Consider the following 23,706-nt stretch of genomic DNA (forward strand, 5'->3'; position numbering starts at 1 on the left):
AAGGGGCCGCGAACACGCCGCGCCGCAGGCGAGGCGAATCGAACCCGACACGCCGCGCGGCGGGCGAGGCGAATTGAACCCTGTCGGTGCGTGGCTCTACGGTTTCTGGCCATGCGGATGCTGCACACCTCGGACTGGCACATCGGGCGCACCTTTCACGGCGTCGATCTGCTTGCCGACCAGGCACGTTCGCTGGCCGCCATCGCCGAGCTGGTGGCGGCCGAGTCGGTGGACGTGGTGGTCGTGCCCGGCGACGTCTACGACCGGTCGATTCCGAGCGCGGACGCGATCGCGGTCTGCAATCGGGGTTTCGAGGCGATTCGCGACGCGGGCGCGGTGATCGTCGCGACCTCGGGCAATCACGATTCGCCCGCGCGGCTCGGCGCGGGCGCGAGTTTCGCCGCTGCTGGCGGACTGTATCTGCGCACCACCGTCGCCGCGGCCGATCGGCCGGTCCTGCTGGCCGACGAGCACGGCGAGGTGGCCTGCTACGGCATCCCGTACCTGGAGCCGGAGATCACCCGTACCGAACTCGGTGTCCCGCAGGCACGTTCGCACGCGGAGATCCTGGCGGCGGCGATGGGCCGGATTCGCGCCGATCTCGCGGGCCGGCCCGGCGCGCGCGCCGTGGTGCTGGCGCACGCGTTCGTCGTCGGCGGCGAGGCGACCGGTTCGGAGCGGTCCATCTCGGTCGGCGGCGTGGAGACGGTGCCGCTCGCGGAGTTCGACGGCATCGACTACGTGGCGCTCGGTCACCTGCATTCGCCGCAGACGTTGTCCGGGTCGGTGCGCTACTCGGGGTCGCCGCTGCCGTACTCGTTCGCCGAGAGCTCGCATCGCAAGGCCGTGTGGCTCGTCGACCTCGACGCCGACGGCCTGTCCGACGTGCAGCGGCGCGACCTGCCGGTGGTGCGCGGGCTGAGCCGCCTCACCGGGACGCTCGACGAGCTGCTCGCGGACCCGGCGCACGACGCGGCCGTCGACCATTACGTCTCCGCGACCCTCGTCGATCGAGCTCGTCCGATCGACGCGCTGCGCAAGCTGCGCGAGCGCTTCCCGCACGCCGTGCACGTGGAATGGGTGCGGCCCGACGGCAATCCGGAGCTGCGTTACCGTGAGCGGGTGCACGGCCGCCGCGACACCGAAGTAGCGCAGAGCTTCCTCACCGACGTGCGCGGCGCGCCGAGCGAGGGGGAGTTGACGTGGATCGAGCGAGCGCTGGCCGCCGCGGTCGCCGAACCCGAGCGGGTGTCCTCGGTGGCCGCCGAGTTGCCGCTCTCTGGCGAGCTGAGCGCATGATCTCGGGGAGCGGACGGGGCGGCGCCGCGCTGAGCGAATGGCGCGCGACCACGCCGAAGGTGCGGCGCGAGGCCGCCGCATGAGACTGCATCGGCTGGAGATGACCGCCTTCGGCCCGTTCGCCGACACCACGGTCGTCGACTTCGACGCGCTCGGCGCGGACGGGCTGTTCCTGCTGCACGGGCAGACCGGTGCGGGCAAGACGACCGTGCTCGATGCGATCGCCTTCGCCCTCTACGGCCGGGTGCCCGGCGCGCGCGGTGAAAGCAAGCGCCTGCATTCCGATCACGCGCCGGAGCAGACGCCGCCGCAGGTCGTGCTGGAGGCGACGCTGGGCGGACGACGCTTGCGGCTCACCAGGATTCCGGAGTTCGAGCGGCCCAAGCTGCGCGGCACCGGCATGCGCACCGATCCGCCCAAGGCCACGCTGACCTGGTTGGACGGGCGCGGCGAGAACCTCTCCCGCATCCCCGACATCGGTGACGAGATCATCCGCCTGCTCGGCATGAGCGCCGACCAGTTCTTCCAGGTTGTGCTGTTGCCCCAGGGCGATTTCGCGCGTTTCCTGCGGGCCGACAACGAGGATCGCGAGAAGCTGCTCGAAAAGCTTTTCGACACCGAACGTTTCGGCACCGCCGAGCACTGGCTCGCCGACAAGCGCCGTGCCTCGGCGACCGAACTGGAGTCGCGCAGGCAGGGCATCGAACGGCTGATCGCGCAGATCCGCGGCGCAGCAGGCCTGAGCGTGACGGAGTCGGTCGGCGTGTTGGAGGCTGTGAGCTGGTCGCAGGATCTGCTCGCCACCGCCCGCGCCGACCTGACCGAGACGACTGCGGAAGCCGCGCTCTGCCAACAGGATTCGTCCGAGTTGCGAAAATTCGCGGACGAGCAGCGGCGGCTCGCGGAACTGCGACGCAGGATGATCGCCGCCCGCGGTCAGCTCGACGACTACGCCGCGAGCGCCGAGCACCGCGCCGCGCTGCGTGCTGAGCTGGCGGCCGCTCAGCGGGCTCAGCCGGTCGCGGAGGCCATCGATGAGGCGCGCGCCGCGGTCATGACCTCGCGTCGTCGCGAGAGCGAGGCGGCCGCGGTCGCGGCGCGATTGGCGGGCGCGCTGCGCGATCCCGCGGCGGCCGATCTCGGCGGTGCGACACTGATCGCGTCGGAAAGTGCTGGTGCGGAAGAAGATCCGGCCCAGGATCGATCGGGTCCGATGATTCGCACGGACGCCGATCTCGACGCCGTCGTCCGTCGCTGGAGCGCCCAGATCGGCGCGCTCGACGAGGTGCGTGCCGATGCCGCCGCCGACCGGCTGCGACGGGAGATCGACGAGCTGCGTACCGAGTCGGCGGCGCTGACCGAACGAATGGCCGAGCTGACCGGCCGCCGCGAGCGCCTGCCCGCGACGATCGCCGCGGCCGAGGCCAGGGTCCGCGAGGCGGCCGAGGCCGCCGCCACACTGCCTTCGCTGACCGCCGAGTGCGAACGGCTCCAGGCGGCCGCCACCGCCGCCGTCGACTTGGCGGGTCGCAGAACGGATCTGGACCGCACCCGGATCGAATTCGAGACCGCGCGGACCGTCCACAACGACGCCAAGGAGCACGTGCTCGACCTCCGCGAGCGCCGCCTGGCGGGGATGGCCGCCGAACTGGCCGGTCAGCTCGTCGACGGGGAACCGTGCGCGGTGTGTGGCGCGGCGGAGCACCCGTCGCCCGCCGAGCCCGCGCCGAGCGCGGTCTCCAAGGAGGTCGAGGACGCGGCGGTCGCCGCCGAGCGCACCGCCGAGGAGAACCGCGACCGCGTCCATACCCGAATCACCGATCTGGAAAGGGAGATCGAGGCGCTGACCGCCCGCGGCGGCGACACCGACCGCGTGGAGCTCGCGGCCGCCCTGCGCTCGGTGACCCACCGCTACGAGGACGCCGCCGAACTCGCCGCACTGGTCGACGGGTCGACCGCCGAACTGTCCCGGCTGCGCACCGAGGAAACCCGCCTGCACGACGACCTACGCGCGGCCGAGGCGGGCGCGAGCACCGTCGCCACCCGCATCGCAACGTCGGTCGCCCGCCTCGGCGAACTCACCGAACGCCTGCGCGCCGCCGCGGGCGCCGACGACACCATCGATCGCCGCCGTGCCCGGCTGAACGGACTGGTCACCGACGCCACCGCGCTGCGCGCCGCACGCACCGCGGCGGTCGCGGCGCACGAGCAGGTCACCGTGATTGCGGGTCGCGTCGAAAGTCTCGCGCGCGCAGCCGGGTTCGTTCCGGAAGATGAGCTCGGCGCCGACGACGTCGCGCTACTGACTGCCTTCGCCCGCGTCGTCAACGCCGCCTCGCGGACCCCGCAGCGGCAGCAGGAGATCGACGCCGAACTCGTCGCCGCCGAACACGCCCGCGCGCACGCCGAGAAGGTGCTCGCCGAACCCGAGATCCAGGCCGCCGCCACCGCCGAACCCGGCGATTCCGCCGAGCTGGAGCGCAGGCTCGCCGACGCGCAGACCAGGCTGAACGCGGCTGTCGCCGCGCAGGCCGAGGCGGGGCGGCGGGTGCAGCTGCTCGAGGAACTCGGCGGTCAGCTGTGGACCGAGGTCGACCGGATCGCGCCGCTGCAGCGCACCCACGAAGAGCTGGCCGGGCTCGCCGACGTGGTCGCGGGACGCGGCGAGAACAACCGGCGCATGTCGCTGCGCTCCTACGTGCTCGCCGCCCGCCTGGAGGAGGTGGCCCTCGCGGGTTCCGTGCGGCTGCGCCGAATGTCCGGCGGCCGTTACGAATTCGTGCATTCCGACAAGGCCGGTCCGCGCGGCAGGCGCGGCGGCCTCGGCCTCGACATCCGCGACGACTACACCGGCGCCGTGCGTCCCGCCAAGACCCTCTCCGGCGGAGAGACTTTCATGGCGTCCCTCTCGCTGGCGCTCGGCCTTGCCGACACCGTCGCCGCCGAATCCGGCGGTCTGGTCCTGGACACCCTCTTCATCGACGAGGGCTTCGGCGGTCTGGACGCCGACACTCTCGACGCCGTCATGGGCGTCCTCGACGAACTCCGCGCGGGCGGCCGCGTCGTCGGCCTGGTCAGCCACGTCGACGAAATGCGCCAGCGCATCCCCAGCCGCCTGCACGTCGTGCGCGGCCGCACCGGCTCCCGCCTCCAGACCACCGTCGCCTGATCCGCGTCTCCGGACGAGTCCATCTCGGCCGCGCATGGCAGAGAGGCGGAGGTGCGCCTATCGACGAAGATTGTCGGGATGGGTGACCGAATGGACGTCGATCAGACCGCTCAGACCCTCGAAGTCGTCTGGGTTGACAGTGAACAGCGGCAATCCATGGACCGAGGCGATTGCCGCGATCATGAGATCTACCTTGCGCGGCTTGGGATTTCGTCCTGCGGCGAGGATCGTCGCGATGACGTGGCCGTAGCGACGCGCCGCTCGCGTGTCAAAGGGGAGCGGCTCGAAGATGGCCTCGGCGTTCTGGAGACGCTCGATTCGCCGTGCACGCTCCTCGGGATCACGCGCATAGTGCGGCCCGGCGGCGAGTTCCGCCATGGTGGGGGCGCTCACGATCATCTCTGCGGGAAGCTCGTCGGGCGCGAGAGCATCGGTAAGGATGAGCACATTGGTGTCGACCAGCCCGCGTTCCGGGGTGGGGATCATTTGTTCTCGTCCGCCGCGAACTCTCCGACCCGGCGCGCTCGGTCGTACGGGTCGTAAATCGAGTCGTCCACCAACTCGGCCGATTCAGTCGCCCAGTCGTGGGTGGAGGGCGATAGTCCGACGAAGGCCGCGAGCACCTCATTTCGGGGGACCGCGGTTCTGCGGGTGACCCGGCGGTGCGGGATCAGGTCCGCTACCGGCGTGCCATCCACGGTGATGGTGTAGGACTGCCCGGCGCTGACATCCCGCAGCACACGACCGGCGTTGTTGCGGAGTTCGCGCTGCGGGATCTCGGGCAGTTCAGCGGGGGCGGACATGCTTCCAGGTTAGCCGACCCGCTGCTTGACCGCTACGGAATTGCTACACCGCTACTACGCAGCGCTGATCAGGACTTTCCGGCATGTGATGCCCCCATCGACGAGTCGTTGATCGCGCTGTCGGACACCGCGTTTCGCGTCCGCCGCAAGGTAAGGGTGAGCAGCACCCCGAGGGCGGCCAAGCCTGCGGCGGTGGCGAATGCCGCGGCGAGCCCGGTGCGATAGGCGCTGTCCGGGGCTGTGGTGGCGCGGGTGGTGATCAGGTCGGCGAGGAGGAGCAGGGCGGTCACGCCGAGGCCCGAGCCGACGCGTTGGGCGGTGTTGACGATGCCGGCGGCGATGCCGGTGTCGGCGGTGTCGACCGAGGTCACGGCCGGTGCGGTGACGCCGACGAAGGCGGCGGGGAGGCCGATGCCGAGCAGGATCGCGCCGGGGAGGATGTCGATCGGGTAGTCGGCGTGCGCGGGGAGGCGGGCGAACCAGCCCATGGCCAAGGCTTGGAGGCCGAGGCCCAACGCGAGCACGCGCGCCGCGCCGAGTCGGTCCATGAGGTAGGGGATGAGGGTGCGGGAAGCGAGGATGTTGACCGCCGCGACCGGGAGCACCGCCAGACCCGAGCGGGTCGGGCTGTAGTCCTGGGTGTTCTGCAAATACAGCGCCAGCAGCGCGAAGGTCGGCACGTGTGCCGCACCGACCAGGGCGTTCACCACCGCCGAGCCGCTCACCTGGCGAATCGTGAAGAGCCGCAGCGGCATCAGCGGATGCGGGCTGCGCGCTTCGACGGCCACGAAGCCAGCGAGCAGCGCCACCCCGAGCACGAGCAGACCGGCCGCGACCGCGCGGGTGTCGGGAGAGCCGAGCGCCCCGATCGCGTAGCCGATCAGCAGCAGCGCCGTGGTTCCGGTGATCGCGCCGGGGATGTCCAGTCGGCGCACCCCTTCGGACGGACGCGCGGAGTCGCGCGGCAGCAGCCGGACGCCGGCCAGCGCGACGAGCCCGACGGGCACGTTGACCAGGAAGATCGACGGCCAGCCGAACGCGTCGGTGAGCGGCCCGCCCACCGCGGTGCCGATCGCCGCGCCCGCCGCGCCCATCGCGCTCCACACCCCGAACGCCCGGTTCCTGGCCGCCTGCGCGGTGAAACTCGCAGTGAGCAGGGCTAATTGGGCCGGAATCAATACAGCGGCCCCGACGCCCTGAAGGGCGCGCGCCGCGATCAGCATCGCGGCGGAGTCGGCGAAGCCTGCCAGCGCCGACGCAACGGTGAACACGATCAACCCGCCGGTGAACACCCGACGCGGTCCGATCAGATCGGCGGCGCGCCCGCCCAGCAGCATGAACCCGCCGAACGCCAGCAGGTAGGCGTTGGTGATCCAGCCGAGCCCGGCCTCGCCGAGTCCGAGGTCCGCGCCGATGGCGGGCAGCGCCACGTTCAGCACGGTGGTGTCGAGAAACACCACCAGCTCCACGACGGTGATCAGCAGCAGGACCAGCCGGTCCCTGCGGTCGAAGACTCTGTCGGCCATGAGCCGTCCTCTCACTAGAGTTTAACTCTAGTGAGAGTGTCACTAGAGTCGAACTCTAGTCAAGGGCGCTCGGCCGAGTCTTCGCCCCGATCGGCAACCGCCGCGGCGGAGACCTCGGTATGTCCGGCGCGCGGTGAGCAACGCCACCTCTTTCGTCCTCGTAAACGACAACGCGCCGGTCACCCAATCGGGCGACCGGCGCGTTCGAGCCGGGCGAAAGCTCACGCCTCGTGATCGAGCAACCACCTCTTGACGTCCAGCCCCCACCGGAATCCGCCGAGCGCCCCGCCGATCCGCAGCACCCGGTGGCACGGCACGAACAGCGCGGCCGCATTGCGCGCGCACGCGTTGGCCGCGGCGCGGGTCGCCTCCGGTCGTCCGGAGATGGCGGCGAACTCGGTGTAGGTCACCGGATCGCCCGCGGGGACCTTCCGCAGCACGTCCCAGGCCTGCATGAGGAATTCCCCTGACCGCTGGCGCACCGGAACGTCGTCGATGGCGTGCACGTCGCCGCGGTGATAGGCGAGGATGGCTTCCGAGACGGCGCCGAGCGAATCCCGTTGGCGCAGTACGGCCGGACGCAGCGTCGGGTGGATCAGCAGGCGCAGGTTCTCCGCGTCGGAGGTCCAGCCGGAGGCCAGCACCGCGCCCTCGTCGTCGGCGATCGCCGTGAACGGGCCAATGGGTGTGTCGACGACGCTGAAGTCGGCGGCGCGGGTCGATTCGATGCTCATGGTGTGCTCGCTTTCGATGGTGCGGCAGGGTGGGTCAGTCGGTCTTGCGTGCCGAGCGGGCCGGTCGCTTGGGTGCGGCGGCGCGCCTGCTCAGCGCGGTTTTCCACAGGTGCATGGAGAGATAGGACCGCCAAGGCGCCCAGCGCGCGGTATCACTCAGGTCGATGCCGAGCAGATCCGCGCCCTGCCGGACGACTAGGTCGGTGTCGAGCAAGATATCGGGATCGGCCAGGAGGCGCATGGTCACGTAGTCGGCGGTCCACGGCCCGACGCCGTCCAGTGCCAGCAGATCGCGGCGCAGGTCGGGCGCGGTGCGACCGGCGTGCAGTTGCAGATCGCCCGCCGCGAGCGCGGCCGCCGCGCCGACGATCGAGCGGATGCGCCGCGCCGGACCGGTCAGCACTTCGGCCCCTCGCTCGGCGATGACGTCCGGCGTCGGGAATAGCCGCGGTACCGGCCCCTCGACCGTTTCGCCGAGTGCCTCCACCAACCGGGCCGTGTGGGTGGCTGCGGCCGACACCGAGATCTGCTGCCCGATCATGGTGCGCAGCAACAGTTCCGGGCCGTCCAGGCAACCGAGCACTCGAATGCCGGGGGTGAACACCACCCGGTCGGCGCCGGTGTGCGGCATACCCGCCCCGACGGTGGCGGGCGCGCTGCCCACATCGGGCAGGGTCGCGGTACGCACCCGGCGCGCGTCCTCGATGTCGAAGGCGTCGGCGGCGGACCCGCGCCTCGCCGACGTCGCGCTGCCGTCGAGCGCCGTCGCGCCGAGCACCTCATCGATGCCGACCGGATCGGCGTCGAGGTCGAGCAGGTGACGCACCCGCGCGACCGTCGGCGCGAGATCACGCATGTCGTGCAGCGCCAGTTCCGCGCGCACGTGATCGCCGCGGAAGCTCAGCCGAGCCGTCGCGTGCCCGTGCGGCGTGCGCAGGTTCCTGGTGTAGGTGTGGTCTTCCCAGAGCTCCATGCCGGGCGCCACGTGCGAGGAGAGGAACCACTCCAGCCAGGCGTGGTCCAGCGGCTCCCGGAACGGAAGCCGGAGCGAGAGTGTGCCGTTCACCGTCGGCGCGGTCTGCGCCGGGTCCTTGCGGGCGCGTTGCGCCTCGGTCCGCATGGTCGTCGGGCTGACCGCGAACACCTCGCGCACCGTGTCGTTGAACTGGCGGATGCTGGCGAAACCCGCCGCGAACGCGATATCCGACATCGGCATCGCGGTGGTCTGGATGAGCAGCCGGGCGGTGTGCGCGCGGTGCGCCCTGGCCAGCGCCAGCGGCCCGGCCCCGAGTTCGGTGGTGAGCACCCGGGTGAGCTGACGCTGGGAGTAGCCGAGCGTGGCGGCCAGCGCGGGCACCCCGCCCCGTTCGATGACGCCGTCGCCGATCAGCCGCATGGCCCTGGCGGCCAGATCGGCCCTGGTGTTCCACAGCGGCGAGCCGGGCGCCGCGTCCGGCAGGCAGCGGCGGCATGCCCGGTATCCCGCGTGCTGCGCGGCGGCCGCCGTCGGCAGGAAGCTGACATTCGCCCGCTTCGGCGTGATCGCCGGACACGAAGGGCGGCAATAGATTCCGGTGGTACGCACCGCCGTGAAGAACTGTCCGTCGAAGCGCGAGTCGCGCGTCGACACCGCCCGATAGCACTGCTCGAAATTCAACGCCGTGATCGTCACGCAATCCACAATGTCAGCTCCCGCCGCACCGTGCTAGCGGAAATCGGCCACCATCCCGGCCATGGTGCGCCCGCCGTCGCCGCACCCTCGGAAGCACGGCCACCACATCCGGTACCCACCCGCGAGACGCCGGTAATGGAGGGCAACGGCCGGAGCGCCCAGGGGCGACGCGGGTTCCCACACACCTTCCATACGCCTCACAAAGCCGGTGCCTATGTGTGGCGTGTGAACGGTCTGTGGCGAGTGGGTGAGGTCAGCAGCAGCGGTTGGTGGGGCTGCGGTCGGCTTCGGCGTGGCGGTCGCGCCAGTACTGGCGCTCGGTGGGGATCGGCCGGTCCGGGTGGTTGCGCCGGAGGTGCGCGACGTACCGCTGGTAGTCCTGGCCGCCGAGGATCGAGTCGAACCACCAGACGACCGCGCGCACCGCGTCGAGCGCACGCCGCGGGAGGGCCGGTCGCGCTGACCTGCCCTCCCGCGGCGCGAGCGATTCGCCCATTACGCGGGCGCTTCCGCCTTGGCTGCGCCCTGCGCGTGGGCCGCGCCGGGTGCGCGGACCTTGCCCGTCGCGATCAGCTCGTCCCACTCCTTCTGCACGGCCTTCTCCGTCGGGGTGGCGAGGAACCCGCTCGGCGCGAAGATCTTCGACGGCTCTTCCGGCGACTCGGTCGTCGCACCGCCGCCGGAGCGCCAGGCGCGCAGGCACACCACTGCGCCGACCACCGCGACGACCAATACCAGCACCGCGAACACAATCGAGAGCGTGCCCTGGATGAAGGTGTTGCGGATGACGGTGTCCACGTCCTCCGGTGTCTTCGCCGTCAGGCACAGTTTGCCCGCCTCCTGCGCCTGCTGGCAGAGGCTGTGCTGCTTCCAGTAACCCACCTTCGGGTCGGCGGAGAAGATCTTCTGCCAGGACGCGGTCATCGTCACCAGCAGGTCCCAGGCCAGCGGAATACCCGGAATCCAGGCCCACTTCGCCAGGCCCTTCTTCACGATGATGGTCATCACGACGGTCAGCGCGACGGCGGCGAGCAGCTGGTTGGCGATGCCGAACAGCGGGTAGAGCGCGTTGATGCCGCCGAGCGGATCGGTGACGCCCATCAGCAGGATGGAACCCCACGCCGCGACCACGACGAACGAACACAGCCACGCACCGACCCGCCAGGACGGATCCTTGAACTTGCCCAGCGGGCCGCCGAAGTTGCCCAGCGCGTCCGAGGTCATGAACCGTGCGACGCGGGTGCCCGCATCGATCGTGGTCAGGATGAACAGCGCCTCGAACATGATCGCGAAGTGGTACCAGAACGACTTCATGCTCTCGCCGCCGAGGAACTGGTGGAACACCTCGGAGATGCCGACCGCCAGCGTGGGCGCGCCGCCGGTGCGCGAGATGATGGTCTTCTCGCCGACGTCCGCTGCGGCGCCCGCGAAGGTCTCCGGTGTGGCGGGCGGACCGGCCAGGCCGAGCGAATTCGTGTACGCGGCAGCCTTTTCCGGGGTGCCACCGGTCAGGCCGAGCGGCGCGTTCATACCGAAGTACAGGTGCTGGTCGATGATCGAGGCGGTGATGATGGCCATCACGGCGACGAACGACTCCATCAGCATGCCGCCGTAGCCGATCATCCGCGCGTGCGATTCCTTCTCCAGCAGCTTGGGTGTGGTGCCGGAGGAGACGAGCGCGTGGAAACCGGAGAGCGCGCCGCAGGCGATGGTGATGAACAGGAACGGGAACAGGCTGCCCGCGAAGGCCGGACCGGTGCCGGTGGAGGCGAAATCGGAGATCGCGGGCGCCTTCAGCACCGGCATGGTGATCAGGATGCCGACCGCGAGCAGGCCGATGGTGCCGATCTTCATGAACGTGGACAGGTAGTCGCGCGGGGCGAGCAGCAGCCAGACCGGCAGCACCGAGGCCAGGAAGCCGTAGGCGATCAGCAGCCAGGCGATGGTGGTCCGCGAGAGCGTGAACCAGTCGGCGCCCCATTCGGTTTCGGACACCCAGCCGCCGGAGACGATGGCGAGCAGCAGCAGCGCGATGCCGATCGCGGACACCTCGCCGACCTTGCCGGGACGCAGGAACCGCAGGTAGACGCCCATGAACAGGGCGATGGGGATGGTCATCGCGATGGAGAACACGCCCCACGGGCTCTCGCCGAGCGCGTTCACCACGACCAGCGCGAGCACCGCGAGCAGGATCATCATGATCACGAGAATCGCCACGATGGCGGCGATCCCGCCGACCACGCCGAGCTCGTCACGCGCCATCTGGCCGAGGCTGCGGCCGCGCCGCTTGGTGGATGCCCACAGCACCAGATAGTCCTGCACCGCTCCGGCCACGCAGACGCCGACCACGATCCAGATGGTGCCGGGCAGATAGCCCATCTGCGCGGCGAGCACCGGACCGACCAGCGGACCAGCGCCCGCGATGGCGGCGAAGTGGTGCCCGTAGAGCACCCGCCGGTCCATCGGCATGAAATCCTTGCCGTTCTCCAGGATTTCGGCGGGCGTCGCGACGTCGTCGCGCGGCTTGGTGACCTTCCACTCGATGAATCGTGCGTAGAAGCGGTAGGCGATGAGGTAGGTACACACCGCCGCGATGACGATCCACACCGCGTTGACGTTCTCGCCGCGCGCGATGGCGAGGATGGCCCAGGCGACCGCGCCGAGTATCGCGATTCCGGCGAAGACAGCCTTCTTGGCCGGGGTGATCGGGGACCTGTCCACCACGCCGACGGGCGGCAGGTCGGGGTCGGTCCGCAGATATTCGATTGTCGCCATCTGCCTACTCTCCTGTGAAACGCGCAGGATCTCGACGTGCGAGATCTTGCTGAAACACGAGACAACGTAGCGGATGCCCGATCGCTGCTGCGCGGATTCCGGCCATCGATGGACGACCGTTAAATATTGTTCGTGTGTCGGATGCCACCTCGGTCATAGCCGGACGTATGCTGCGGTGCTGTTCGTCACACTCCATGTCCGCCCGAGGAGGGCTGTGCTGGATCCGACCCCGCGTTCGCCCAAGCCGTGTTCGGCCGCGCGCCCTCTGGAACGGCCGAAGGTCGAGGACGCGCCGCGCGGAATTCGCAGGCGCACCCTGCTCGGCTCGGCGCTCGCCGCCCCGTTGCTGGCGAACGCGTGCGGCTCCGGCGACGACGCGCTGACGTTCTTCTTCCAGGCCCGCCCCGAAGAGGCGCGGGTCCGGTTGCGGATCATCGACGAGTTCCGGAAACGGCATCCCGACATTCCGGTGCGCACCATCATGTCGGGCCCTGACCCGTTGCAGCAGATGCTCACCTACTGCGCGGGCGGCAAATGCCCCGACGTGCTGATGGCATGGGAACTGCTCTACGCGGGACTCGCCGAGCGTGGCGTTCTGCTCGATCTGCGCACGCTGCTCGATCGGGAACCGGAGTACGCCGCCGCGCTGCGGCGCGACAGCTTCCCCACGCTGTACGACACTTTCAGCTACGGCGGCGGCCAATACGCACTGCCGGAGCAGTGGTCCGGCGTCTTCCTCTATTACAACCGCGCACTGTTCGCCGAAACGGGGCTGACGCCGCCGGTTCGATGGCGCGACGCGTGGAGTTTCGACGAATTCCTGGACGCTGCCCGCACGCTCACCCGCCGTGACGCCGACGGCGGCACCAGGCAGTGGGGTTTCGCCGACGCCTGGGTGCCCTACTTCTCGGCCGCCTGCTTCGGAATGAACAACGGCGCGGAATGGTTCACGCCCTCGGTGAATCCGACCCGCACCAACCTCGGTGACCCCCGTTTCGCGGAGGGGTTCCAGTTCTACGCCGATCTCGCGGTGCGGCATCGGGTCGCGCCGAGAGTCGCCGACCAGCAATCGGTTTCGTCCCCGGATCTGTTCCGGCGCGGGCGCGCGGCGATGGCGCTCGGCGGGCACTGGCTGTACTCCGAATTCGCGGGCAACGAAGGCGTTCCCATCGACCTGACCGTGCTTCCGGTCGGTCCGCACGGCGGACCGGGAGCGATCACCGACGTCGGCTGCACCGGCCTGTCCATCGCCGCCGACAGTCCGCGCATCGAACAGGCCTGGGAATTCGTGAAATTCGCGACCGGACCGGTCGGGCAGGCGATCGTCGCCGCCTCCGGACTGTTCGTGCCGGTGCTGAAATCCGCCATGGCCACACCGGGATTCGCGGCGGCGCACCGCGAGATCCGGAATCTGGAGGTGATGACCGAAGGTCCGGACAGTTCGCGTCCGCTGCCGGTGACGCCGGTGTGGGGCAAGGTGTCGGCGCTGCTCGAACGGGGCGGGAACCGGGTGCTGCGCGGTGCGGCGACCGCGCAGTCGGTGAGCGGACGGCTCGCAGGCGACGTCGACGCGTTGCTGGCGGCGCGATGAGTACCTCCGTCGACGACGCGGTGCTCGGCGAGGCGGTGGCGACCCCGCCGCACAAGACGGTGCACCGAGCGCGTCGCGGTCGGCTCGCGCGCAGGCGCGAGCGGGCCGGATGGTTGTTCGTCGCGCCGAATCTCGCCGCGGTACTGGTCTTCCTGCTCTTCCCGCTGGCCTTCTCGTTGTATCTCAGCTTCCACTCGTGGGATCTGTTCAGCCCGCCGCGGTTCGTCGGAACGGCGAACTATCGGCGGCTGTTCGGTTCCGATCCGCTGTTTCCGATAGCGATGCGCAATACCGCGGTGTTCACCGTGCTGACCTTGCTGCCGACCGTCGCGATCGGCTTGGTCGTCGCGGCCGTGTTGAATCGAAAGTTGGCTGGTATCGGGATGTTTCGCACCTTGGCGTTCTTGCCGCTGGTGGCTTCGACGGTGGCGATGGCGGTGGTGTGGCGGTTCATCTTCACCACCGACGATGGGTTGCTGAACCTCGTGCTCGGATGGTTCGGCGCCGGCCCGGTGCCGTGGCTCACCGACCCGGACTGGGCGCTGGTCTCGCTCAGCATCGTGACCGTGTGGAAGAGCGTGCCTTTCGCCACCGTCATCCTGCTCGCCGCCATGCAGGGCGTGCCGGAGACGCTGTACGAGGCGGCGAAGATCGACGGTGCGGGCGCCGTGCGCCGATTCCGTTCGGTGACATTGCCGCTGATCCGCGGGCCGCTGTCGTTCGTGTTCGTGATCACCGTCATCAACTCGGTGCAGGCCTTCGATCAGGCATACGCGCTGACCGGCGGTAACGGCGGACCTGAGACCGGCACGTATCTACTCGGGATCATGCTGTTCCAGCACGCGTTCGGGTTCTACGAGGTGGGTTACGCCTCCGCGCTGGCCTGGGTGATCTTCGCGATCCTGTTGGCGCTGACGGTTCTTCAGTTACGTCTGTCTCGGCGTGCGGAGACGGAGTTGTGAAGGTGTTCAGGGGAATTCGGCGGGTGCTGCCAGGCGGTCGTGGTCGCGGCGCGAGCGGTGGCACGCCCGCGAGTGCTCGGGAGAACCGTGCGGCGGGGAGCGCTGAGAAGGTAGGGGTGGGTGGTGCCGATGCGGGCGTGAATGCGACGGGCGCGCGTCTCGGTGGTGAGGCGCAAGGGGGCGAGAGTGATGCCGTTGCAGGCGTGAATGCGGCGGGTGCGCGTGCCGGTGGTGCGTCGCACAGCCGCGCCCAACGGGCCGTCGTGCGCAGGCTGGTGCGGGGCAGCGGCATCTATGCCGCGCTGGTCGGCGTCGCGTGGTGCGCGCTGGCGCCGATTCTGTGGGCGCTGTCGGGTTCGCTGAAGCGCGACGGCGAGATCACCGAACCGACCTTGCTACCGGAGGATCCACAGTGGTCGAACTTCGGCCGGGTGTTCGAGCTGTTGCCGATGAGTCGCATGCTGCTCAACACCACCGTCTACGCCGTGTGTGTGACCGCGGGGCAGGTGTTCTTCTGTTCGCTGGCCGGATATGCGTTCGCGCGCTTGCGTTTTCGCGGTCGCGAGGCGTTGTTCCTCGCCTACTTGGCGACGCTGATGGTGCCGCTCACCGTCACGGTCATCCCGCAGTTCCTGCTCATGCGGGCCTTCGGCTGGGTGGACACCGCGTGGTCGATGATCGTGCCCGGTCTGTTCGGCAGCGCCTTCGGCACCTATCTGATGCGTCAGTTCTTCCGCACGCTGCCAATGGAATTGGAGGAGGCGGCCATTCTCGACGGTTGTTCCACCTGGCAGGTGTACTGGCGCGTGCTGCTCCCGCACACCCGCCCGGCGCTCGTGGTGCTCGCGGTGCTCACCTGGATCACCGTGTGGAACGACTTCCTCTGGCCGCTGGTCATGATCCAGCGCAACGAGCTGGCGACGGTCACGCTCGGGCTGGTCCGCTTGCAGGGGCAGTACTACTCGCAGTGGCCGCTGCTGATGGCGGCCGCCGTCGTCATCCTGCTGCCCCTGCTCGCCGTCTACGCGATCGGTCAGCGCGCCTTCCTGCGCGGTATCGCGATGTCGGGCTTCGGCGGACGGTAGCGCTATTCGCCCCAGTAGGTGCCGAAGCTCCAGAGGTTGCCCTCGGGATCGCGGACGGTGAAGCCGCGCGAGCCGTAGTCCTCGTCGCGCAGGCCGCGGACCACTTCGGCGCCCGCCGCGGTGGCCCGCTCGAAGAGATCGTCGGGCTTGTCGCAGACGACGTAGATCGAGTCGGTGCCTGGCTTGCGCTGACCGAACGGGGTGTCGTCCTTGCCCGCGCTGCCGAACATGATGCCGCCGCCGAGCGGCCAGCGCAGTTCGCCGTGCTCGACGATCGACGGTTCGTCCTCGCGGGCGTAGCTGGCCGAGACCTGGAAGCCGAAGGCGTTCACCAGGAAATCGGTCATCGCCCTGGCGTCGCGGAAGGCGAGGCAGGGCCAGATCGCGGTGCGGGTGGTGGTGTCCGCTGTCGTGGGATTCGTCATGGTTCCAGCCTCATCCGCCGACCCCCGGCTCGTCTTGGACGGATGGAATCTCCTCGGCCAGCCAGCGGGTCGGGCTGCACCCACCGAGGTCGAGGAAGTCGCGATTCAAATGCGCCTGGTCGTAATACCCGCAGGTGGCGGCGACCTGGGCGATGGAGACGAACGAGGGCGTGTGCTCGAGCATTTGCCTGGCTCGCTCGAATCGGGTGATGCGGGCGGCGAGCTTCGGGCTCAGACCGAACTCCGCGCCGAACTTGCGGGTCAGATGCTGGCGGGACCAGCCGATGCGATCGGCCAGCGGACCGACGCTCGCGGTGCCGCCGCTGGCGACGACGGCGCGCCAAGCCCAGGTGAGTTCGGGGGTGACGAGCCGGTCGGGGCAGGCCATGCGGGTGAGGATCTCGTCGCAGACGGCGAATCGCCGCGCCCAGGGCGCCTCGCCTTGCAGACGCTCCCACAGCTCGTCGCCGGTCGGGCCCGCGAGTTCGGAGCATTCGAGCGAGGTGTTCCAGATCTCGGCGGCGGGCAACCCGAACAGCGTCCGGCAGCCGAGGGGTGTGAGTGCGATGGCAACGCCCTCTTGATTTCCGGTGTGCGCGATGGCGGCCGAACTCGCCTGCAATCCGCTGAGGACGCAGCGGTAGTCGCGCGGACGCTGGGCCGGGTCGGTCTGCGCCACCACATCGATGGTCGGGCCGATGGCGACGATGAACGTCAGATGGCGCGACGGCATGCCGCGGTGCAGGCCGGGCTCATATCCCGTCATCCGATAGCCGAGGTAGTGATCGATGAATGCCGCCAGCGCGGGCGCCGGTCGGGCCGTCACCACCTCCGTGGTCGGCTCCATACGGGTCACGGTACGCCCGCGCGGGTCATCCGCCCAACCGATCTCGGTGCGCGCGAACGTGGCACACGCCGCGGTTCCAGGTGCGGTGAGATCGCGCACACGGGCGGTCTGGAGTATGTGAGTTCGGGTTGCTGCCCGGTTACCGTTACGCCTTCAGATCAGGAGTGGAGGTGTCATGCGTCGAATCCGATACGAGCGCAGTGGTGGTCCCGAGGTGCTCGAGCTGGAATCGGCCGAGACACCGGCACCCGGGCCCGGCGAACTGCTGGTGAAGGTGCACGCGATCGGCGTGACCCTGCCGGTGGTGCGGAAGGTGCGCGAACAGCGCGAGCCCATCCCGCTGGGCGGGGAGATCGCGGGCGAAGTGATCGCTGTGGGTGAGGGCGTCACCGCCTTCGCACCCGGCTACCGCGTCACCGGTCTGTGCTTCGGCCACGGCTACGCCGAGTACGCCCTGCTGCGCCAGGAGATGGCGTCGCCCGTTCCCGACGGCGCCTCCGCCGTCGACGCGGTCGCGCTGGTACGCAGCGGTCTCGTCGCGCTGGGTGCGCTGGACGCCGCGAAGCCCGCGTCCGGTGAGTCCGCGCTGGTCACCGCCGCGGCGAGCGGTATAGGGCACCTGGCCGTCCAGCTGGCGCGGGTGCGCGGAGCCAAGCGCGTGGTCGCCGCCGTCTCCGACGCGGCCAAGGGCGAGTTCCTTCGCGAACTCGGCGTCGACGACGTGGTCGTCTACGGCCAGTCGTGGGGCGAGCCCGTCGACTACGTCCTCGACGCCGTCGGCGGCGAGCTGCTCGGTCCCGCTCTCGCCGCCCTCGCGCCCGGCGGACGTCTCGTCGCCTACAGCTCCGGCGGCGGCACCATCCAGGCCTACGACCTGCTGGCGGGCGCCAAGTCGGTGATCGGGTTCCAGATGGCCCGGGTCGCGCGGGAGACACCCGAGGTGTACGAGCACTGGCGGCAGGAGCTGTGGCAGTACTTCGCGTCCGGGCAGGTGCGGCCCGTCGTGCACGGGGAGTTCGCGTTGGAGGACGCGGCGGAGGCGCATGCGTTGATCGAAAGCCGCGGGAATCTCGGCAAAGTCGTGCTGCTTCCCTGATCTAATCGCTGATCACCTGTCGGCCGCGCCGGAAATGTGCGGCCGACATCCTGCTCGCTGCCCCTGATCGGACGGCCGCACCGCCCGTGCCGGGCCGACGCGTGCCCGTCAGCTCGCGACGTTGACGTGCCGGTGGATCGTCCGCGGATCGGCGGCCAGATCGAGCATGCACGAGGCCAGATCGTCGCGACTGATCCTGATGCCGAAGGTGACGTTGCGGTCCAGCGCGGTCCGATACGAACCCTTGCCGGTCTTGTCGGTCAGCTGAGGCGCGCGGACGATGGTCCAATCCAGGTCGGTATCGCGCACCACCTGCTCGGCCGCGGCCATGTCCGCGAGGCTGTGCCGCAGCAGTCGGCGCAGGATGAGCGGTTTCACCACGAATCGGGTGAACCAGTCGTCGCCCGGTCCGGCGATCCGCGCGCTGTTGCTGACCAGGATCAGGCGTTGGACCTCCGTCGTCTCCATGGCCTTCGCGATGGAGAGCGCGGCATCGGTGGAAATCGTGGTCGGTCCGGTGTCACGCGATCCGATCGAGTCGAGTACGACGTCCGCGCCTCGGATAGCCGCCTCGATATCGCCGGGGTTCATCACATCTGCCGTAACCACGCGCAGCTCGGGGTGGTCCGGAAGGTCGTGCGCCGCGCGAACCACCGCCGTGACCTGATGTCCGCGTGCCAGTGCTTGGTGGACGAGGCGTCCGCCGGTGCCTCCGCTGGCCCCGAAGATGGTGAGTCGCATATCTGGCCCCTTTGTGGTTGGTGAGTATTTACTCACTCATATTGAGTGAGTACTTACTAACCTGTCAAGAGGGAGATTCGTGGGGACTCGCTCGCGTAGCCGCAGCGGATGGCGGCGCATCGGGACGCGATGAGCAGGCACGGCGCGGGTCCAGGGAAGGCAATCGAGGGCATCGCGGCATACCTGCATGCAGAGCAAGGGCTGGGTCGAGTGGGCGACACCGTCGAAGTGGCGACGGTCGCGGCGTTACTCGACGGCACCTGCTTCCATCAGGCGTTCCTGCGGTACTACGAGGCTGGACCCGAGGCGGCCGCCGCGTCGGACGAACTGGCCCGTAGCCTTGCGCGAACGCTGGCTCGCGCTCTGTAGCACGCGGCGGGCGCAACCGTCCGACGGCCGCCGCAACGATGCGGCAGGCGCGAGCAGGGCGCTGGTCCGCGACGCGTAGACTCTCTACCTCGTGAGTCTCACCCTCGGAATCGTCGGCCTGCCCAACGTCGGAAAGTCGACGCTTTTCAACGCGCTGACCAAGAACGACGTGCTGGCCGCGAACTACCCGTTCGCGACCATCGAGCCGAACGTCGGCGTGGTTCCGCTGCCCGATCCGCGGCTGGGCCAGCTGTCCGAGATCTTCGGTTCCGAGCGCATCGTGCCCGCCACCGTGTCCTTCGTCGACATCGCGGGCATCGTGAAGGGCGCCTCCGAGGGCGCGGGCCTCGGCAACAAGTTCCTCGCCAACATCCGCGAGGCCGACGCCATCTGCCAGGTGGTGCGCGTGTTCGCCGACGACGACGTGGTGCACGTCGACGGCCGCGTCGACCCCTCCGCCGACATCGAGGTCATCGAGACCGAGCTCATCCTCGCCGACCTGCAGACCCTGGAGAAGGCGGTCGTGCGGCTGGACAAGGAAGCCAAGGTCAAGAAGGACCGCAAGCCGGTCGCCGACGCCGCCAAGATGGCCCAGGAGATCCTCAACGGCGGCAAGACCCTCTTCGCCGCGCAGGATCAGGTGGACACCGAACTGCTGAAAGAACTTTCGCTGCTCACCATCAAGCCCTTCCTCTACGTCTTCAACGCCGACGAGTCCGTCCTCACCGACGAGGCCAAGGTCGCCGAACTGAAGGCCTCCGTCGCCCCCGCCGACGCCGTCTTCCTCGACGCCAAGGTCGAAGCCGAACTCCTCGAGCTCGACACCGAATCCGCGATGGAACTCCTCGAATCCATCGGCCAGACCGAACCCGGCCTGCGCGCCCTCGCCCGCGCCGGCTTCCACACCCTCGGCCTGCAGACCTACCTCACCGCAGGCCCCAAGGAATCCCGCGCCTGGACCATCCACCAGGGCGACACCGCCCCCAAGGCGGCCGGCGTCATCCACACGGACTTCGAACGCGGCTTCATCAAAGCCGAGATCGTCGCCTTCGACGACTTGGTCGAGGCGGGGTCCATGGCCGCCGCCAAGGCCGCGGGCAAGGTGCGCATGGAAGGCAAGGACTACATCATGACCGACGGCGACGTGGTCGAATTCCGCTTCAACGTATAGGTTTTCGGAAGAAGTAGACCGCTGCTGGTAGAGACTCCGCTGAGCCCACATCCTCTGTCTGGATGGGGGCTCAGTCGTTTCGCTGGCGCCGAACTTGGCCGGTTCGGTCAGCGCGGTATGCGACAGTCCAGCGCATTCCTTAGTACGCCGGTGGGCGGGGAACGGCTTAGCTGACGCGGTTCTGTCGTTCCGGCTAGTGCTTGGGCGTTGTCCTACAGGCCGTCAATCGCCGTGCCGAGATCCGCGCCGTAGCTGGACCAGCAGAAGATCGGCTCCCCTGGTTCGCCCCGATCGCCCATGTACCACTCGCCGTCATCGACGCAGCGCGCGAGGCACAGACCGGTGAAGCCGATAATCAGATCGACTTTCAAGGAGACTCCTTGGCTGGGTTCGAGTGGCGCCAGGAATACCGGGGTGCTGGGATCCAACAACTCCACAGTGCTGTCCTGCGCTCGTCGCCGCACCTCCTCGAGGGTCCACTCATTCGGAAGCGTGCCCTTGTCCACCACCTGATTCTTGCCGAAGCGACGCCCTACTCCTCGTCCGGGTGGACGAACCAACCCTTGATTCACCTGGAACCGACACCAGAAGCCAACTGCCTATCCACACCGTGCCGCACAACACGGCCAGCACCAATTGCCAGGGGCGGACGGACTTCGTTCCTACACGTCTTTCGTCGCAGCAGATTGGCATCGCAGCGGTAGCTGGACCTGGGGCCGACTTGCTCCGGAGAAGCCCTGGCCACAACCCACAGCCCGTACCCTGTGCCTAGCATCGGTATCCATGTCCGAGCATGAACACGTCCTTGACTGGTTGCAGAGCTGGTACAGCGCGCAGTGCGATGGCGACTGGGAACATGGATGGGGTGTTCGGATCGGGACACTCGACAACCCGGGCTGGACCGTCACGATCGATCTCGCGGAAACGGCGCTGGCGCACCGGGAGTTTCGCCGGAAGCAGGTCGATCGGGGTGAGCACGACTGGGTACACGCATGGACCGACGAGCGGGCATTCCATCTCGCGTGCGGTCCGGGAAACCTGACCGAGGCGCTCATGCTGTTCCGCGCCTGGGCAAGTGATAGCCGGGGGTAGGCGCATCTGCGACGTCGCGAGCAGCGGCGTCGCGGGTCTCGGCCCGATATTCTTCAAGGCGTCGCTCATGACCGAATCGAACCGGATCCCGTTCAGGATCGAGTCCAGGTACCTGGTGGGAGGCTCCCTCAGCGGCTGCCCTCCGGTCTGGTTTCGGTGTGGCTCACTAATGGCTTGCGGCCCCACCGGGTTGCCGTGCGGGCGTGGCTGGAAAGGGTCTGCCCTGGCATACCGATGAGCTAAATGCCGACCGACGTATGCGGCATGTGCGGATGTCTGTGATGCTGGTGTCTTGGACGGAGCGATCGACTGCTCGAAGGCTAGAGTCGGATTCATGAAAGACCGGCCTGTCCTCGTCGTGGCCCTGATCGGGGGCTTCATCGGCGCAATGCTGTCGAGTCCGTTGGCCGTTTACTTCGGCTTCGGCACTCCTGCGCTCGCTACCGCCATTGTCGGCGTGGGAATCTTGCTGGCTGGAGTCATAATGCTCGGCGGCCTCTGCGCTGCACTGGCATGGGCCGTCAGGGCCGATCGGCGTAACGGTGGTTACCGCTGTCGCGGTGCGAGCCGGGCATAACTTTCCGAAGCTACGGTCTGGCGGCGGTACGGCCAGCAGCCGTAGAGGACGCGGTAATCGGCATTTCAGGATGTTCGGCGGTGGTGCCGGCCGCAGTGCTCACCGCCAGAGGCTATTCGGCTTCGGAACTTGACCACGGTGGCGTCGAATATTTGCACGTCAAACACCCTGCTCACCCCCCGACTCGCGTTCCGGAACCGAATAACCTCTGCGCTGCATCCACCGGTCCAACCGCGGCCGGTCCCGCATCCACTGCCACTTCGCACAGCTGGCTCTAGTGAGCTCGAGTGCGCGCTCATGCCGAATTGAGTGACCTCGTCGAACCGCTGTATAAGGGTGGCCTGTCCGCCGTGTTGACCTCGGCGTCGGACAGTGACCACTCGCGGCAGGTTCGGGCTCGCGCTATGGCAACGTGAATTCGATTCTCGACAATCGGTCGTCGTCCGCAACCGCGTTGATCTCGGTGATGCGCTCGCCCGCGAATCGGAAGGTCATGACCAGCATCAGTGTGCCGTGCGGGGCAAGCACCATGGCCGGTTCACCGTCGAGCAGGATCGCGCGGGCAGGCTGCGCCTTTCCGCAGAACGCTTCGGCGAGGACTCGGCCACCGTCGAGGTCGGTCCCTGCTCCCAGCAGGCGTGCGGCCTCGTCCGGACGATAGGTCACGTCCGGGTCGAGCAGCGCCAGCAGCGCCTCGAACTCGCCGTTCTGCGCGGCCCGCAGGAATGCCTCGACCGCTCGGTATCGCCGCATCCGGTCGTCGCTGGCCGATCCGGAGTTCCCTCGCACCCGCTGCCGCGCCCGGCTGGCGATCCGCTGGGTCGTCTCGGGGGTGCGGTCAAGGATCGGGGCGATGTCGGCGAACGCTACGGCGAACAGGTCGTGCAGGACGAAAGCGATACGTTCGGTCGGCGATAGCTTGTCCAGCACCACGAGCAGCGCCAGGCCGACGGAGTCCGCCAGCAGGGCCTCCTCCTCGGGATCGGTTCGAAGCCGCGCGCCGGGGCCTGCGCCGTGTTCGTCGAGGAAGTCCTCGCGACGCGACTCGCGGGACCTGAGCATGTCCAGGCAGACCCGGCTCACCACGGTCGTCAGCCAGCCGGCCAGGTTCGCGACGCCGCCGGTGTCGGCCCCGGCGGCCTTGAGCCAGGTCACCTGGACGGCGTCGTCGGCCTCGCTGAGCGACCCCAGCATCCGGTAGGCCACCGCCCGCAGGTGGCTCCGATGTTCTTCGAAGTGCTTCGCGAGCAGTTCGTTTCCGTTCATGTGTCTGGTTTCCTCGCCGTCACCCGTCAGAGAAGCAGGAAGCCGTTCCGACATGAGTATTTGGAGGTAGTGAATCATGAACGTCGCTCTGTGGATCGTCGCCGGAGTGCTGGCGGCCGTGCTCCTGGCCAGCAGCGCCAAGCTGGTGATCCCGAAAGAGAAGATTCTGACCGCCGGTGAATACGCCTCGTGGGCCGAGGATTTCAGCCCGGCCGCCCTGAAAGCGCTTGGGGTCGTGGACCTCTTGGGCGCGGTGGGGCTGATCCTGCCCGCCGTGCTCGGCATCGCGCCGATCCTGGTGCCGGTGGCGGCGTCCGGCACGGCCTTGCTTTTCGCCGGGGCGATCATCGTGCGGATCCGGCGCGGTTTGTGGACTACGGCCGTCGCCGAGGTGCTCTACCTGGCCATGGCCGTCTTCGTCGCCTGGGGCCGTTTCGGCATCGAGCCCTTCGCGTGACCCAGCTTCCTGATCGCCATGAGCAATCCGAACCGGTCGCGCACCTCGC

At 68.8% G+C, this 23,706-nt stretch carries 22 protein-coding genes; 10 read left to right on the plus strand and 12 right to left on the minus strand.

Going from position 1 to position 23,706, the window contains the following annotated elements:
* Positions 1-111 precede the first annotated feature (111 nt).
* Both AB0H50_RS16410 and AB0H50_RS16415 read left to right on the plus strand, forming a co-directional pair.
* Positions 112-1,299 carry an exonuclease SbcCD subunit D gene (locus tag AB0H50_RS16410; RefSeq protein WP_357453428.1) on the plus strand — a complete coding sequence of 396 codons (1,188 nt, stop codon included), beginning with the start codon at positions 112-114 and terminating at the stop codon, positions 1,297-1,299.
* A 79-nt stretch (positions 1,300-1,378) separates the two neighbouring features.
* Positions 1,379-4,468, plus strand: coding sequence for an SMC family ATPase (locus tag AB0H50_RS16415; RefSeq protein ID WP_357452568.1), 3,090 nt, complete (start codon positions 1,379-1,381; stop codon positions 4,466-4,468).
* A 57-nt stretch (positions 4,469-4,525) separates the two neighbouring features.
* On the opposite strand, the gene AB0H50_RS16420 is transcribed toward AB0H50_RS16415, so the two are convergent.
* The 7 genes from AB0H50_RS16420 to AB0H50_RS16450 form a co-directional block, all read right to left on the minus strand.
* Positions 4,526-4,954, minus strand: a complete 429-nt coding sequence (locus tag AB0H50_RS16420) for a type II toxin-antitoxin system VapC family toxin (RefSeq protein WP_357452571.1) — start codon at positions 4,952-4,954, stop codon at positions 4,526-4,528.
* The gene (locus AB0H50_RS16425) at positions 4,951-5,271 is read right to left on the minus strand and encodes a type II toxin-antitoxin system prevent-host-death family antitoxin (protein WP_357452574.1); all 321 of its coding nucleotides are present in this window, start codon (positions 5,269-5,271) and stop codon (positions 4,951-4,953) included. The genes AB0H50_RS16420 and AB0H50_RS16425 overlap by 4 nt, the downstream gene beginning before the upstream one ends.
* A gap of 68 nt (positions 5,272-5,339) precedes the next feature.
* A complete protein-coding gene (locus AB0H50_RS16430; RefSeq protein WP_357452576.1) occupies positions 5,340-6,797 on the minus strand; it encodes an MFS transporter in 1,458 nt (485 codons plus the stop codon).
* A gap of 221 nt (positions 6,798-7,018) precedes the next feature.
* Positions 7,019-7,531, minus strand: coding sequence for a methylated-DNA--[protein]-cysteine S-methyltransferase (locus AB0H50_RS16435; protein WP_357452579.1), 513 nt, complete (start codon positions 7,529-7,531; stop codon positions 7,019-7,021).
* 34 nt (positions 7,532-7,565) lie between these two features.
* Positions 7,566-9,212 (minus strand): Ada metal-binding domain-containing protein, encoded by a 1,647-nt coding sequence (locus tag AB0H50_RS16440; protein ID WP_357452582.1) that lies wholly within the window; start codon positions 9,210-9,212, stop codon positions 7,566-7,568.
* Between the two features lie 244 nt (positions 9,213-9,456).
* The gene (locus AB0H50_RS16445) at positions 9,457-9,627 is read right to left on the minus strand and encodes a YbdD/YjiX family protein (protein ID WP_357401695.1); all 171 of its coding nucleotides are present in this window, start codon (positions 9,625-9,627) and stop codon (positions 9,457-9,459) included.
* 71 nt (positions 9,628-9,698) lie between these two features.
* On the minus strand, positions 9,699-11,978 hold the full coding sequence (locus tag AB0H50_RS16450) for a carbon starvation CstA family protein (RefSeq protein WP_357452585.1): 2,280 nt from the start codon (positions 11,976-11,978) through the stop codon (positions 9,699-9,701).
* A gap of 301 nt (positions 11,979-12,279) precedes the next feature.
* Here AB0H50_RS16450 and AB0H50_RS16455 point away from each other — a divergent pair, with 301 nt between their 5' ends.
* The 3 genes from AB0H50_RS16455 (at position 12,280) to AB0H50_RS16465 (ending at position 15,616) form a co-directional block, all read left to right on the plus strand.
* Positions 12,280-13,569: a sugar ABC transporter substrate-binding protein gene (locus AB0H50_RS16455; RefSeq protein ID WP_357453431.1), complete on the plus strand. Its 1,290-nt coding sequence runs from the start codon at positions 12,280-12,282 to the stop codon at positions 13,567-13,569.
* Complete coding sequence (locus AB0H50_RS16460; RefSeq protein ID WP_357452588.1) at positions 13,566-14,531, plus strand: sugar ABC transporter permease; 966 nt, start codon at positions 13,566-13,568, stop codon at positions 14,529-14,531. Before AB0H50_RS16455 ends, AB0H50_RS16460 begins: the two co-directional genes overlap by 4 nt.
* A gap of 263 nt (positions 14,532-14,794) precedes the next feature.
* Positions 14,795-15,616 (plus strand): carbohydrate ABC transporter permease, encoded by an 822-nt coding sequence (locus AB0H50_RS16465; protein WP_357453434.1) that lies wholly within the window; start codon positions 14,795-14,797, stop codon positions 15,614-15,616.
* Between the two features lie 2 nt (positions 15,617-15,618).
* Here AB0H50_RS16465 and AB0H50_RS16470 read toward each other — a convergent pair whose 3' ends face one another.
* Together AB0H50_RS16470 and AB0H50_RS16475 are read right to left on the minus strand one after the other, a co-directional pair.
* Positions 15,619-16,041 carry a VOC family protein gene (locus AB0H50_RS16470; RefSeq protein ID WP_357452591.1) on the minus strand — a complete coding sequence of 141 codons (423 nt, stop codon included), beginning with the start codon at positions 16,039-16,041 and terminating at the stop codon, positions 15,619-15,621.
* 10 nt (positions 16,042-16,051) lie between these two features.
* Entirely contained in the window at positions 16,052-16,888 is an 837-nt protein-coding gene (locus AB0H50_RS16475; RefSeq protein WP_357452594.1) for a helix-turn-helix domain-containing protein, read from the minus strand.
* A 175-nt stretch (positions 16,889-17,063) separates the two neighbouring features.
* Here AB0H50_RS16475 and AB0H50_RS16480 point away from each other — a divergent pair, with 175 nt between their 5' ends.
* A complete protein-coding gene (locus tag AB0H50_RS16480; protein ID WP_357452597.1) occupies positions 17,064-17,984 on the plus strand; it encodes a zinc-binding dehydrogenase in 921 nt (306 codons plus the stop codon).
* A gap of 108 nt (positions 17,985-18,092) precedes the next feature.
* Here the strand turns inward: AB0H50_RS16480 and AB0H50_RS16485 are convergent, their stop codons facing one another.
* Positions 18,093-18,725 carry an NAD(P)-binding oxidoreductase gene (locus AB0H50_RS16485; protein ID WP_357452600.1) on the minus strand — a complete coding sequence of 211 codons (633 nt, stop codon included), beginning with the start codon at positions 18,723-18,725 and terminating at the stop codon, positions 18,093-18,095.
* Positions 18,726-18,833: 108 nt separating this feature from the next.
* Here AB0H50_RS16485 and AB0H50_RS16490 point away from each other — a divergent pair, with 108 nt between their 5' ends.
* Positions 18,834-19,094, plus strand: a complete 261-nt coding sequence (locus AB0H50_RS16490) for a hypothetical protein (protein ID WP_357452602.1) — start codon at positions 18,834-18,836, stop codon at positions 19,092-19,094.
* A 91-nt stretch (positions 19,095-19,185) separates the two neighbouring features.
* Complete coding sequence (ychF, locus tag AB0H50_RS16495; RefSeq protein ID WP_357452604.1) at positions 19,186-20,265, plus strand: redox-regulated ATPase YchF; 1,080 nt, start codon at positions 19,186-19,188, stop codon at positions 20,263-20,265.
* Between the two features lie 212 nt (positions 20,266-20,477).
* On the opposite strand, the gene AB0H50_RS16500 is transcribed toward ychF, so the two are convergent.
* Complete coding sequence (locus tag AB0H50_RS16500; protein WP_357452607.1) at positions 20,478-20,771, minus strand: hypothetical protein; 294 nt, start codon at positions 20,769-20,771, stop codon at positions 20,478-20,480.
* 277 nt (positions 20,772-21,048) lie between these two features.
* On the opposite strand from AB0H50_RS16500, the gene AB0H50_RS16505 reads away from it, so the two are divergent.
* Positions 21,049-21,357, plus strand: a complete 309-nt coding sequence (locus tag AB0H50_RS16505) for an immunity 53 family protein (protein WP_357452610.1) — start codon at positions 21,049-21,051, stop codon at positions 21,355-21,357.
* Between the two features lie 979 nt (positions 21,358-22,336).
* Here AB0H50_RS16505 and AB0H50_RS16510 read toward each other — a convergent pair.
* The gene (locus AB0H50_RS16510; RefSeq protein WP_357452612.1) at positions 22,337-23,200 is read right to left on the minus strand and encodes a sigma-70 family RNA polymerase sigma factor; all 864 of its coding nucleotides are present in this window, start codon (positions 23,198-23,200) and stop codon (positions 22,337-22,339) included.
* Between the two features lie 76 nt (positions 23,201-23,276).
* On the opposite strand from AB0H50_RS16510, the gene AB0H50_RS16515 reads away from it, so the two are divergent.
* Positions 23,277-23,657 carry a DoxX family protein gene (locus AB0H50_RS16515; RefSeq protein ID WP_357452615.1) on the plus strand — a complete coding sequence of 127 codons (381 nt, stop codon included), beginning with the start codon at positions 23,277-23,279 and terminating at the stop codon, positions 23,655-23,657.
* Positions 23,658-23,706 lie beyond the last annotated feature (49 nt).

This window comes from Nocardia sp. NPDC050793 (assembly GCF_040654065.1).
Lineage (GTDB): Bacteria > Actinomycetota > Actinomycetes > Mycobacteriales > Mycobacteriaceae > Nocardia.

Coding starts and splice junctions, on each gene's coding strand:
- AB0H50_RS16515 (WP_357452615.1), top strand. CDS start 23,277: ATGAACGTCGCTCTGTGGATCGTCGCCGGAGTGCTGGCGGCCGTGCTC.
- AB0H50_RS16505 (WP_357452610.1), top strand. CDS start 21,049: ATGTCCGAGCATGAACACGTCCTTGACTGGTTGCAGAGCTGGTACAGC.
- AB0H50_RS16410 (WP_357453428.1), top strand. CDS start 112: ATGCGGATGCTGCACACCTCGGACTGGCACATCGGGCGCACCTTTCAC.
- AB0H50_RS16510 (WP_357452612.1), bottom strand. CDS start 23,200: ATGAACGGAAACGAACTGCTCGCGAAGCACTTCGAAGAACATCGGAGC.
- AB0H50_RS16435 (WP_357452579.1), bottom strand. CDS start 7,531: ATGAGCATCGAATCGACCCGCGCCGCCGACTTCAGCGTCGTCGACACA.
- AB0H50_RS16415 (WP_357452568.1), top strand. CDS start 1,379: ATGAGACTGCATCGGCTGGAGATGACCGCCTTCGGCCCGTTCGCCGAC.
- AB0H50_RS16470 (WP_357452591.1), bottom strand. CDS start 16,041: ATGACGAATCCCACGACAGCGGACACCACCACCCGCACCGCGATCTGG.
- AB0H50_RS16480 (WP_357452597.1), top strand. CDS start 17,064: ATGCGTCGAATCCGATACGAGCGCAGTGGTGGTCCCGAGGTGCTCGAG.
- AB0H50_RS16450 (WP_357452585.1), bottom strand. CDS start 11,978: ATGGCGACAATCGAATATCTGCGGACCGACCCCGACCTGCCGCCCGTC.
- AB0H50_RS16420 (WP_357452571.1), bottom strand. CDS start 4,954: ATGATCCCCACCCCGGAACGCGGGCTGGTCGACACCAATGTGCTCATC.
- AB0H50_RS16490 (WP_357452602.1), top strand. CDS start 18,834: ATGGCGGCGCATCGGGACGCGATGAGCAGGCACGGCGCGGGTCCAGGG.
- AB0H50_RS16460 (WP_357452588.1), top strand. CDS start 13,566: ATGAGTACCTCCGTCGACGACGCGGTGCTCGGCGAGGCGGTGGCGACC.
- AB0H50_RS16425 (WP_357452574.1), bottom strand. CDS start 5,271: ATGTCCGCCCCCGCTGAACTGCCCGAGATCCCGCAGCGCGAACTCCGC.
- AB0H50_RS16475 (WP_357452594.1), bottom strand. CDS start 16,888: ATGGAGCCGACCACGGAGGTGGTGACGGCCCGACCGGCGCCCGCGCTG.
- AB0H50_RS16430 (WP_357452576.1), bottom strand. CDS start 6,797: ATGGCCGACAGAGTCTTCGACCGCAGGGACCGGCTGGTCCTGCTGCTG.
- AB0H50_RS16485 (WP_357452600.1), bottom strand. CDS start 18,725: ATGCGACTCACCATCTTCGGGGCCAGCGGAGGCACCGGCGGACGCCTC.